Annotated in this window: 9 protein-coding genes and 3 pseudogenes; 5 read left to right on the top strand and 7 right to left on the bottom strand. The window is 60.0% G+C overall.

The genetic code is table 11. The features are described from left to right. The first annotated feature begins 383 nt into the window (after positions 1-383). The 3 genes from YUA_RS49535 (at position 384) to YUA_RS52240 (ending at position 2042) form a co-directional block, all read left to right on the top strand. Entirely contained in the window at positions 384-794 is a 411-nt protein-coding gene (locus YUA_RS49535) for a GTP-binding protein (RefSeq protein WP_371259950.1), read from the top strand. 101 nt (positions 795-895) lie between these two features. Beyond that, the gene (locus YUA_RS52245; RefSeq protein ID WP_371259949.1) at positions 896-1390 is read left to right on the top strand and encodes a transposase; all 495 of its coding nucleotides are present in this window, start codon (positions 896-898) and stop codon (positions 1388-1390) included. Then, positions 1308-2042: an IS630 family transposase gene (locus YUA_RS52240; RefSeq protein ID WP_245285390.1), complete on the top strand. Its 735-nt coding sequence runs from the start codon at positions 1308-1310 to the stop codon at positions 2040-2042. The genes YUA_RS52245 and YUA_RS52240 overlap by 83 nt, the downstream gene beginning before the upstream one ends. Positions 2043-2178: 136 nt before the next feature. Here the strand turns inward: YUA_RS52240 and YUA_RS0140400 are convergent. The 7 genes and pseudogenes from YUA_RS0140400 to YUA_RS47380 all read right to left on the bottom strand — a co-directional run. Continuing rightward, a pseudogene (locus tag YUA_RS0140400) lies at positions 2179-3039 on the bottom strand (methyl-accepting chemotaxis protein); the annotation flags it as partial. 45 nt (positions 3040-3084) lie between these two features. Then, positions 3085-3348 (bottom strand): annotated as a pseudogene (locus YUA_RS52235) (PAS domain-containing protein); the annotation flags it as partial. Between the two features lie 1180 nt (positions 3349-4528). After that, positions 4529-4795 (bottom strand): DUF3551 domain-containing protein, encoded by a 267-nt coding sequence (locus tag YUA_RS49530; protein ID WP_084293195.1) that lies wholly within the window; start codon positions 4793-4795, stop codon positions 4529-4531. Positions 4796-5206: 411 nt separating this feature from the next. Continuing rightward, positions 5207-5470, bottom strand: a complete 264-nt coding sequence (locus tag YUA_RS0140395) for a hypothetical protein (protein ID WP_035973022.1) — start codon at positions 5468-5470, stop codon at positions 5207-5209. A gap of 686 nt (positions 5471-6156) precedes the next feature. Continuing rightward, positions 6157-6714 (bottom strand): annotated as a pseudogene (locus YUA_RS46610) (ABC transporter substrate-binding protein); the annotation flags it as partial. A gap of 364 nt (positions 6715-7078) precedes the next feature. Next, entirely contained in the window at positions 7079-8209 is a 1131-nt protein-coding gene (locus YUA_RS46605; protein ID WP_198029596.1) for a glycoside hydrolase family 18 protein, read from the bottom strand. An 869-nt stretch (positions 8210-9078) separates the two neighbouring features. Then, positions 9079-9333: a hypothetical protein gene (locus YUA_RS47380; RefSeq protein WP_027535717.1), complete on the bottom strand. Its 255-nt coding sequence runs from the start codon at positions 9331-9333 to the stop codon at positions 9079-9081. Positions 9334-9884: 551 nt separating this feature from the next. Here YUA_RS47380 and YUA_RS0140360 point away from each other — a divergent pair. Together YUA_RS0140360 and groEL are read left to right on the top strand one after the other, a co-directional pair. Continuing rightward, the gene (locus tag YUA_RS0140360) at positions 9885-10199 is read left to right on the top strand and encodes a co-chaperone GroES (RefSeq protein ID WP_027535716.1); all 315 of its coding nucleotides are present in this window, start codon (positions 9885-9887) and stop codon (positions 10197-10199) included. An 87-nt stretch (positions 10200-10286) separates the two neighbouring features. Beyond that, a partial coding sequence (groEL, locus tag YUA_RS0140355) for a chaperonin GroEL (protein ID WP_027535715.1) occupies positions 10287-11340 on the top strand: 1054 nt, incomplete at its 3' end.

Below are 11340 nucleotides of genomic sequence, written 5' to 3'. Positions count from 1 at the left end.
CTGCGCGGCTTTGCAGCCCTGCTGAGCCAACAGCGCAAGAATTAAGGCACCAACTCTATGCATAATGATTCACCGCTCCTCATGTATGCGGACACCGATCTGGGGTGACTTCGCGATTGGTATCCAGTTTTCCGGCTGACGGGGCCGGCCTTCTTGCACTTAAAGCTCCGTGACGCATGCACTCAGGCTTGGGGCAGAATCGTACCGTGCCCTGACGGACGTTGGCTGGGCGGCTCGCCAGCAGCCGCAAGCCTCCAACGATCCCCCACATCGCATATCACCCGACGAACATACGACGCGCGGGGCAACGAACGCTGCAGCGCCGAGATTGTCGCATTACTTCCACGCCGCTTGTGGTGAGCAGAATCTGTGCCAACGAAGAAATGCGTATGTCCGCGCTTTCTGATCACGATGTCGCCTACGCGACAAGATCGGCAATTGCTGAAACAAGACGCGCGCGCCTGAGCACGACAGCCACGTCAAGAGCCTGTCATTGTTCGCAGGCACCTCTCATTCCCGAGAAAGTTTTCCCCTGGATGCAGGAGACCGTGCGTCAGTTCGGGACCGATATTTTGCGGCTGAAGTGGATCATTCAGTTCCAGGACGACCCCGATCGCTTCGTTATTCAGGGGGTGCACATGTTGCTCGAGGGAGACCATCAGCGCCCCTGGAAGCCCGACGAGCCCCGAACGAGCCAGCCAGGTCTTCATCGGACGCAACTTGCCCGAGGTGATCTTGAGGGCAGGCTTCGAGCAGTGCCAGGGTCCAAGTCGCTGATTCAAGTCAGTCACTGATCGAAGGTGCGGATAACGCACTAGACGACCGATTCCATGGTGGAACGGACGGATTGTTGGCGGATTCCTCGTTTGCGGTCGGCGAAACGAGGAGCTGTACCATGGCAGGATGGCGGCGAGCGGACGAATTGGCAATGAGTGATGAAGAGATAGCGACCTTGGCGGCTCTTTCGCGGTCGAGAACCGAGCTGGCGAGCCGGGTATCGCGAGCACAGATGCTGCTGGCGTATCGGGAGAATCCTTCGTTCTGCGCGGTGGGCCAAAGACTTGGGGTCCATCATCAGACGGTGCAGCGCTGTGTCGAGCGAGCACTGGCCGATGGCCCACTGACGGCCCTCGATGATCGTCCGCGACCGGGCAAGGAGCCAACAATCACGCCGGAGGCCAAAGCCTGGTTGGTGTCGTTGGCATGCGACAAGGCCAAGGACCACGGCTATCCGCATGAATTGTGGACGACGCGGTTGCTGGGCGCGCCATGCACGCGAGCACGGACCGGCGGCAGGGCATGCGTGTTTGGCCAGTTTGGTCCAGGGGACGGTGTGCAAGATCCTCGGCCGAGAGGAAATCAAGCCGCACAAGGTGCGCTACTATCTTGAAAATCGCGACGCCGAGTTCGAGCAGAAGATGGCGGAGGTCCCGTGCGTTTATCGCGAGGTCGAAGTCCTGAAGAAGGCCTCTGCAAAGGGAAGGCGGCGGGGGAAGCCGGTGACGATCGTCTCCTGTGACGAGAAGCCGGGAATCCAGGCCATCGCAACGACGGCGCCGGATTTGCCGCCCAAGCCTGGCGTCCACGCCACCTTTGCGCGTGACCATGAATACAAACGCCATGGCACGCTCAGCCTGTTGGCCGGGATTGATCTGCTCACCGGCAAGGTCCACGCCCTTGTCAAAGATCGCCACCGCAGTCGAGAGTTCGTCGAGTTCCTTAGGCTTATTGATGCCGCCTATCCGCCGAACACTGCGATCAAGTTGATCCTCGATAATCATTCCGCGCACATCTCGAGAGAAACCAGAGCCTGGCTCGCCACGCGACCACGCGGGCGTTTCGAGCTCACCTTCACCCCCAAGCACGGCTCATGGCTCAATCTCATCGAGGGGTTCTTCTCCAAGTTCGCCCGTTCGGTCCTGCGCCATATCCGGGTAGCCTCAAAGCACGAACTCAAGGCGCACATCATGGCTGGCATCGGCGACGTCAATCGCCATCCGGTCATCCACACTTGGTCCCACAAACTCGCCGAGGCCGCTTGATATGATTCAAGCCAAGAAAACGCTGAACTACTAGACTGGAATGCCCGGCCAACAACCTAGGTGCGTCAAACTTCCTTGAAAGGCCGGCTCTAGTCCGTCTCCATGGCGCATATCATGACAGGCGTCAGCGGTTCACTCACGCAGCGCGCACTGTTTTTAGGAACCGGCTCACTTCCTCCTCGAGACGACGACTCTCGTTGGAAAGTGACTGCGCTGCCGAGAGAACTTGGGAGGACGCCGAACCGGTCTCGGTGGCGCCGCGTTGTACGTCCATGATATTGGTGGAGACGCGCAGGGTACCTTCTGCGGTCTGCTGGACGTTGCGGGAAATCTCCTGCGTCGCGGCGCCCTGCTCTTCCACTGCTGCGGCGATGGTCGAGGAAATCTCCGACAGCTTCTCGATCGTGCCGCTGATCTCGCCGATCGCGCCGACCGAATCCTGCGTCGCTGACTGAATGCCGCTGATCTGCTGGCCAATTTCCCCGGTCGCCTTGGCCGTCTGCTCCGCCAGCGCCTTTACCTCGGAAGCGACGACGGCGAAACCTCGGCCGGCCTCGCCGGCCCGCGCAGCCTCGATGGTCGCGTTCAGCGCCAGCAGATTTGTCTGACCGGCAATGGTATTGATCAGTTCGACCACGTCGCCGATACGGGCTGCCGCCTTCGACAACTCGCTGACGCGGTCGGTCGTCTTGCGGGCCTGTCCAACCGCCTCATTGGCGATGCGAGCCGACTCCTGGACTTGCCGACTGATCTCCCTGACAGAGGATGACAGCTCCTCGGTGGCTGAAGCAACCGATTGCACATTGCTCGATGCCTCCGCCGACGCTGACCCCACGGTGGCGGTCAACAGTTGCGCACTTTCGGCCGTGGCGGCCAACCTTTTAGCCGAACTCTCCAGCTCCGATGAGGCCGACGAGACCGTACCAACGATGTTTCCGACCGCATTTTCAAAGTCGGCGGCCAGCTTGTGGATCATCCCTCTCTTCTCTTCTTCCGCCTTCATCAATTCGTCGATATCGACCAGCGATCCGCAAGCGCGTCGCGGTTTCCGATTCTCGTCCAGCACGACGCCACCTGTCGCCCGAAACCAGCGATAACTTCCATCCTTGACCTTTAAACGGCACTTCACATCGTAGCCTATCCCCGACCGGCACGTTGATTCGAAGGCGGCGAATGTCGGGGCTGCATCATCCGGATGCAGGCGATCGGACCAGGATTGCATGACGTTGGGGAATTCGGCTTCCGTCTTGTATCCGCACAGGCGGCGGAATTCGGACGACCAGGTCCAACGGGCTTTGGGATGCATCGCGTCCCCGTCATAAAAGATCGCGTCCCACAGCCCAATTCCGCAATGGAGCGACAGCGTGTCGAGCCACTCGGCCTTTTTAAGAAGTTCCTGATTCCTGGAGCGCCCGCTGAACATCCTGGTCCCCACCACGTCTGAAGAATGAATTGCTCCGCAATTCCTCTGCGGTGAGACAGTTTCAAAATATCATTAACGTTCCGTTGTTGCCTCCGTCAGCGACGAGCCGGACACCTTACCGGATTGCCGCATGAGCGTGAAAAGCTGCACAAGCCAGAGCACGGGATCAGGTAATGTCGGCGGCTGCGATCAAGGTGAGATTTCGCCCCGGCCAGCGATGTCGTGTCGGCCCAGGGTTCATGCAATGACGACTGGAATGCCGTGCTTGCCCGCATCTTTGAGAAACCGCATCGACCCGATGCCTGCCTGACGTCAAATCTTTGCTCCCGGCGGATGAGACGGCGCGCTTTGACGACTGCATGACAGGGAAGCATTCGCAGCCGTTCTTCCGCGACATGGTGCGGGACAATCCCGAACGACTCTTAGGCGCGCGGCGAGCGCACGGTGGTCGCCACCGATGGCACACGGATCGCAGATTACCGGCCATGGATGGAAGCGGAACTCGCTAGCGACAACGGCGCATCGGCGCCCTCTGGGGGTAGTTGCGCGAGAGCATGGCATGGCAATACCGTGCATGCCCTCGCGCTGACTGGAGCGGCCGCCGCGGACTACGTGAAAACCGTTTGATCGGGACGTTGAATGGCGCGCAGGTCGATTCGCAATCCGAGAAATCGACCTAGGGATAAGAACGAATTGTTCAAACCGTCACGGATCACGCACGAGATATGTCCGGCGCAAGCTTATCGCAGGTCCTCTCTATCAGATGCGGGCAGCAGTGTCGTCCATGTCTGCCGTTTCCTGACCCAACGCGCCCGCCTCGCGCGCGAGAGTGCGAGGCGCAGCGGTCGGAGATGAAGCTGTGCAGGACTGGGCAGATTCGAGTGCCTCAGCTGAGCGCGTCTACGCATACTGCGCGCTCACCGAGTCCGGATGCGACCGAGGAGACGCATCGCGAGTGAACTCGCACGGAGGACATCCAGGGGGAAGTCTTTCTCAACCGTGCACTGCGGGTTCATTTATATGCGTCTACTCAGAGGGATCGATCACAATTGACGATCACACATCAGCGCGATCGTCCTCCCTGTCGCTCGAACGCGTAGATGGGATTCATACCGCAATAGGCGTAGGTGCCGGATGCAGTGGCCATGCATTGGTCATAGGTCGAGAACTGGCAATTGCCCGGATAGCCCCACGTACGTCCCTGCAAGCAATAAATGTCCTGCCGAACCGGGGGTGTGTACGATCGACCCCGGGGAGCGGCGGCTGAAGGCGATCCAAAGCCGCCGAGGACGGGAAGTGCAAGCACACCGATAAATACAAGATTGCGCATGAGACCTCTAGCCTCCGTTTAGTCTTGCTGAAGGATATAGGATCCTCATTTGATGTTCTGATCTTAGTCAATGGCAAATAGCCGGTCGCATTCGTGCCGGCAATCGCCTCAAGAGAAGCTGGTGCGTGACGGCGCCCGCGAGCTCGGAGCAGAACTCCTGCTGTTTGTAGAAAGAAAGGAAGTTTTCCAGCATGGTTGGCTAGGTGTGCGCTGGAAACCCGCAAGTGGAACCATCAACCGAGCTTGAGAACTTTCGCGCTCCGGAATGAGTCCGTTCAGGTCGACCGCGAGGCATGCGGCCAGCTTACCAGGGACCAAAATGGGCAGAAAATTTGCCGATCCTCAGGTTTGGGAGCGTGTGTTGCACAACTTATGGGATTCGGCGGACTCCTGAACGTTCAAGGAACTTTTCTAGCGTTTCGTGATCGGCTTGATCTGGCGCAGCAAGGAATCGGCATATTCCTCGCGCTCGCGCATGAAGCGCTCTTGATGCGCTTGGAAACTCTCGACCCGCTTCCTGATCTCATCACGTTCGCTGCCGCCATAGTCCGGCACGCTCGGGGCACCCTGCTCGACGACTTTTTTCGGCTTAGGCTGCTCGTCCACCTTCAGCGATCTGGCGAACGCCGTGGTTTCAGCGACAAGCGCATCGAGCTCGCTCTTCCAATCATGCATTGACGCCCCCACGCAATATGGCCCGCTAGATGAGCCAGTTCATGACAAGCCAGGCTGCGACCATGGCGCAGACGCCAATCGCCAGATAGGGCATCCCAACCAGCATCTGCTTCTCCTTGAAAAGCCGTCGACAATTATTGCCGGAGGACCTCCGGGTCCAAAATGCTCATCGTGAAACAATGCAGTCCAGCCCACAGCAACAATCCTAGACCAAAAACAGTTCGTTTCCTAGGTTTGCCGTTCAGGAAGCTTAACGCAAGCCGATGGTGTGCCCGCCGAGAACGGGACGCGGCGTCCGGGAGAGATTTCCACTTCTGTTATAACCGTGTGCCCTTGGATCAAGGCTCGTAACGGTCTTGTCTCGACCCGATCGGCCATATCACGACGCCGCAAGAAGCGTAGGTCAAGATCAACGGCCGGAGACGCGATACTTCGAGAACTAGATTTCTGAGTCAGTGAGATCTCGAAATGACGAATTGTGTGATTGTACTGGCGCATGGAAGACTCATTGGCGCGGTGAGGCATAGCGCATCGCACGGGAAATCGACTGGTGGATTGAGCGGGGCGTCGAAGGGGCGCATTTTTGCTTCGAGGATGCAGAGGCGAAGGCATTCGTCTCAATCTGCGAAGACTTCGCTGTTTCGTATAGAGATGCTTAACAGTCGAGCTCACGTGCAAAACATAGCGCGGCGCGATTTGAATAGAACTTCCTGCTGGCTGACGTAGGGTTCCGATGTCGACCAGGCATCTACAGACCCTGGGCTGTAGGCGATCTTGGCATCGGACGGCGCAAGAAACATAATCTGCACGTCAGCCTTCCAGCCCATCTTCTCGAGCGCGGCCAGTATCAGTTGATGACCGATCGAGCCGCGGCGGGTTGCGATCTTTTCCCGCAGATCATCAAGGCTCTCAATGGGAGATTTTTCGGGAACAAGAATCGCAAGACCCTCCCGTTTGTCTAATCGCCGCAATCGCTTTTGCCAGTGCGCCGGCGGCCGCAGCGAAGGTGAAGGGCGCATCGCCCACAAGCCCTGTCTCGATTGCATCGGCGCAGAGCGCCTCCAGCAGTGGCGCAGCAGCTACGAATTCCTTCCACGCGATCCTATAGGGCACGTCCTTCAGGACGCCTGCCGCTTCCATCACAGCGCATTACCCTTCTGGTCGCCGACGCGCAGGATGGCTTGCGCCTGTCCGGCCTCAATAGCAAGGAACAGCAGCGCGCCGGGCAGCATCAGCCTGATCATTCCGCGGCCTCCCCCTGTGCGAGCTGGCGCGTGGAGATGAGCTTGCGGGTCAGCGGAATCAGCTCGCGGCCATATTCGATGGCGTCGATCAGGTGCCGCGGATCAGAAAATGAGGGAGCGTCGCAAGAGTCGTCCGGCCTCGGGATCAAGCGGATGGAAGCCGGTGCGCACGTCGCATCACGACGAAAAACCCCCGTATTGCTGCCAGCACGCCTCCGGAACGACGCTGCCGGTTGTCAGATTTCCGACATCGCCGTTTTCAACCCGACGTGGCTCTGATCTCACAGCATCAAACGCGTTTTCGAGGCCGATTTCGCTCGAGGCGCGCGGATGATGCGCTTCAAGGCGACCTGATGCTACATTTCTAACCGGATCTTCGCGCAGGAAGGATGCGGAGCGCCGCGAGCAGCAGCGAACCGTCGTCGGCGAACAAATCCCAGATCATGATCCCGGCGAGTCCATGGGTGCGCGCGTACATCGTCTTTCGTGCGATGGAGAGCGGATCGTCGTAGCTGATCCATATCCGCCGTTCGGCGTCATAGAGCCACGGTACCTGGGCCTCATCACTCCAATACCGGCGAAAGCCCTTCTCTTCCGGTCGCCGGACAACGAGATCCCGATAATCGATGCCGTCGTTCCCTCCCCACTGCTCGCTCACCCCCGTCCCCGTTTGCAAGAGCCCCGCATTCTCCTGCGGAACGCCTGCAACAGCTCGGCCATAGAAGGCTACGCCGAGTGTGACCTTGCCCGGCGGCACCCCGGCCCGGATCAAGGCATTCACACTTGCATCGACATTGAGATCGGGACTTGGATCGCTGGCACAGGCGAACAGCGGGGCATTGAAGCCGGCAAAGGCCGAGCCCGCATGATAGTCGTAGGCCATCAGATGGATCCGGTCGACCAGCGGGGCCAGAGCGGACGCCTCCAGATTGACAATCTTGTCGGGGACGGCCGACACGGCAATGGTGAGCTCCAGCTCCCTGTGCTCCAATGCGGAAAACTCCGTGAGTCTGCGGCGAAGCTCCGCAATCAGGAGCGTGAAATTCGTACGGTCCTCAAGGCGCGCGAGATTCCCTGGACGTCCTCCTGAGACGGGAAACTCCCAATCGACGTCCACACCATCGAACAGACCAGGATACGGGCGAAAGAACGCCTCGATAACGGATTGTGCGAACCGCGCGCGCGACATCGGCGTGGCAGCGGCGGCCGAGAAATATTTCGAGCCGCTCCAACCGCCCAACGAAATCAGGATGCGAAGCTCCGGACTGCTCCGCTTCAATTCGGCGAGTTGGGCGAAATTGCCGCCGAACCGGGTCGACGGCGTGGTTCCGTCGCAGGCTCCTGCGTCGAGGCAACGGTCCGCGAGTCCAGCCAGTCCTTCTGCCGAAACGGTGCCGAACGCGTACATCAAGTGGGTAAGCTCGCGAGCCGGGATCGCCTTGATGTTTGGACCGCCCGTCCGTGCTTTCCACGGGGCGACATAGCCGGCAACCACTGGCCTCCTGGACGGCGTGGTCCGCCCCTGCCGCATCAGTGCGTATCCGCACACGAGCGTAGAAAACCCGGCTGCAGCGAAGGTTCGACGATTAATTGCCATGACCTACGACCTTATGCTCTCTGTCTGATTGTACCCTGCGCCAACCGATAACGCGATCACCTCAGCGAGCCTTCGATAGGCGTGGCACCGCTCCTTTCGTTTCACCCAATCGTTACGACTTCATTGCGGCATTCTTCATCGAGAGCTGTATTTGCTGCGCGAAGGATTCGGCTCTCGAATGGCGAGGGTACGACGAAATCGAACGCTTTGGAGGAAGGCGATGCTCCTCAGACGAGGCGTAGAAGTTGTAAGAGCTCTTCTGTGGCTGGCTTCCGGCCGTTTCTTGGCTGGCATCGGCCGCGTTGTCCCATCCGAATTTGTCGAAAGGCGCACAACCAGATTCGGTGTATTGGACCGTATGGGCTGCAGCTACGGCTGCTCTAGGCGCCGAATTGCGCTTCGCTTCATCGTCTCTGCGACAGGATGGGAGGCTATGAAGTGGAATGGCGCGTATCCTACCGCACCGGCTCCGGACAGTGTGAACTTGCTTTCAGGTCTGAGCGGAACCCCTCATTTTGGTAGGATTTATGTTGCAACCGAAGCGGGATGAGGAGCATTCTTGCACGGCTATTGGGACCACCTACAGAAAGTCAGGGAGCTCGAAAATGAACGACAATGTGTCTTCAGCGCGAAGCGATCTGCAGGGACTTAGGCTGGTCCGCGCTTTTCTCCGGATACGCGATCAACGCACCCGGTCCGAACTCGTCGAGCAAGCCGAAAGGCTCGCCGCGGAGGAGCCTGCGGAATCGGGTTCGAACTTGCCCGGTTCACCTGGTTTCGCCGAGCGTCCGGCGGATCCTCTCAGTTGATCTCTCGCCTTCGTGTCGCCCAACGCCTCCCCTTTGCCAGTGTTGCAGGAAGCCTCTGACCTGGCCCCAATCGGGATAGCAGGGAGCCACGGCGGTCGTCGTCAGGATCACCGGCATCGCCTTCGCATGGACGCGGCCGACCTCGGCGTTCGGCTCGCAGGTTAGAAGCGCGAAGATGTCGGCGGGGATCTCGCTTTCCTTGGTCTTGCGCACGCTGATCCAGTTGGTTCAGAAACCTCGCGAAGGCGAGAACAGGGCAGCTCTCCTCGGGAGCGAACCGGACCGCGGCACCTGCTTGCCATCGATAGTGTCGTCCCCGGAGAACGACGTGAACGGCACCAGGCAGCGGGTCTCCGGATCGCGCCGGCGCCCCCGGTGCGCACTCTCACATTGCGGACCTCGGTAGTGCCGGGATCGGGCTCGATCCTCAGCAGCTCCTGGAAGTCGACTGGCCTGCCCTTTGCTTCAGCCTCTTGGTGGCGTCCATCAGAACCCGCCGCGAGCTCGGCGTCAGCGCGCCATCACGAGTTCGAGTCCGCGCGGGATAGTGAGGAAAAATCCTAGGCAGCAAGGGCAGGTCGCCGGTCCGGTTATTCGCCGGCATCCCCGAATAGTCGGCAGATACCGTGAGGGCCTATTTTTCTGCCGGACCCTTGCTTCCCGAAAAGACCAGCCCTACTTGAGCTCCGCACGCACTAGCACTCGCGGGCATCGACTGCTAACAATCTGAAATCATCAACCCGAGCAATTGCTTAGGAGGACTCATGAACTTCCGTCCGCTTCACGACCGCGTCGTGGTCAAGCGCATCGACGCAGAAGAGAAGACCGCTGGCGGCATCATCATTCCCGACACTGCCAAGGAAAAGCCCTCGCAGGGCGAAGTGATCGCCGTCGGCCCCGGCGGGCGCGACGAGAGCGGCAAGCTGGTCCCGATCGACGTCCAGGTCGGCGACCGGGTGCTGTTCGGCAAGTGGTCGGGCACCGAGGTCAAGATCGACAACGTCGATCTGCTGATCATGAAGGAGAGCGACATCATGGGCGTTCTCACCGATGCGTCGGCCAAGAAGAAGGCCGCCTAATCCAACCGCTCGCACCGCTCACCCCTGAGGAGCGCCTGCCGGGCGCCTCAGGAGTGAGATGAGACCAGTCAACTCAGGGAAACCAATATGTCAGCCAAAGAAGTCAAATTCGGCGTCGACGCCCGCGACCGCATGCTGCGCGGCGTCGACATCCTCAACAACGCGGTGAAGGTCACGCTCGGTCCGAAGGGCCGCAACGTCGTGCTCGACAAATCGTTCGGCGCTCCCCGCATCACCAAGGACGGCGTCACCGTCGCCAAGGAGATCGAGCTCGACGATAAGTTCGAGAACATGGGCGCGCAGATGGTGCGCGAAGTCGCCTCCAAGTCCGCAGACGCGGCCGGCGACGGCACCACCACCGCCACCGTTCTCGCGGCTGCGATCGTGCGCGAAGGCGCCAAGTCGGTCGCCGCCGGCATGAACCCGATGGACCTCAAGCGCGGTATCGACCTCGCGGTCGAGGCCGTGGTTGCGGACCTCCAGAAGAACTCCAAGAAGGTCACCTCGAACGACGAGATCGCCCAGGTCGGTACCATCTCGGCCAATGGCGATGCCGAAATCGGCAAGTTCCTCTCCGATGCCATGAAGAAGGTCGGCAACGAGGGTGTCATCACCGTCGAGGAAGCCAAGTCGCTCGAGACCGAACTCGACGTCGTCGAGGGCATGCAGTTCGACCGCGGCTACATCTCGCCCTACTTCGTCACCAACGCCGACAAGATGCGCGTTGAGATGGACGACGCCTACATCCTCATCAACGAGAAGAAGCTCTCGTCGCTGAACGAGATGCTCCCGCTGCTCGAGGCCGTGGTGCAGACCGGCAAGCCGCTGGTGATCGTCGCCGAGGACGTCGANGGCGANGCNNTNGCNACNCTNGTNGTGAACCGTCTGCGCGGNGGTCTGAAGGTCGCGGCCGTCAAGGCTCCNGGCTTCGGCGATCGCCGCAAGGCCATGCTGCAGGACATCGCGATCCTGACCGGCGGCCAGGCGATCTCGGAAGATCTCGGCATCAAGCTCGAGAACGTCACGCTCAACATGCTCGGTCGNGCCAAGAAGGTGATGATCGACAAGGAGAACACCACGATCGTCAACGGCGCCGGCAAGAAGGCCGACATCGAGGCGCGCGTGGCCCAGATCAAGGCGC

Source organism: Bradyrhizobium sp. WSM3983 (genome assembly GCF_000473045.1).
Lineage (GTDB): Bacteria > Pseudomonadota > Alphaproteobacteria > Rhizobiales > Xanthobacteraceae > Bradyrhizobium.
Note: the sequence above shows the minus strand (reverse complement) of the source record. Positions and strands in the feature narration are given on the sequence as shown.

Excerpts from the sequence above, each read along its gene's own strand:
- YUA_RS49530 (WP_084293195.1), bottom strand. The coding sequence starts at position 4,795 with ATGCGCAATCTTGTATTTATCGGTGTGCTTGCACTTCCCGTCCTCGGC.
- YUA_RS0140395 (WP_035973022.1), bottom strand. The coding sequence starts at position 5,470 with ATGCATGATTGGAAGAGCGAGCTCGATGCGCTTGTCGCTGAAACCACG.
- YUA_RS52245 (WP_371259949.1), top strand. The coding sequence starts at position 896 with ATGGCAGGATGGCGGCGAGCGGACGAATTGGCAATGAGTGATGAAGAG.
- YUA_RS0140360 (WP_027535716.1), top strand. The coding sequence starts at position 9,885 with ATGAACTTCCGTCCGCTTCACGACCGCGTCGTGGTCAAGCGCATCGAC.
- YUA_RS49535 (WP_371259950.1), top strand. The coding sequence starts at position 384 with ATGCGTATGTCCGCGCTTTCTGATCACGATGTCGCCTACGCGACAAGA.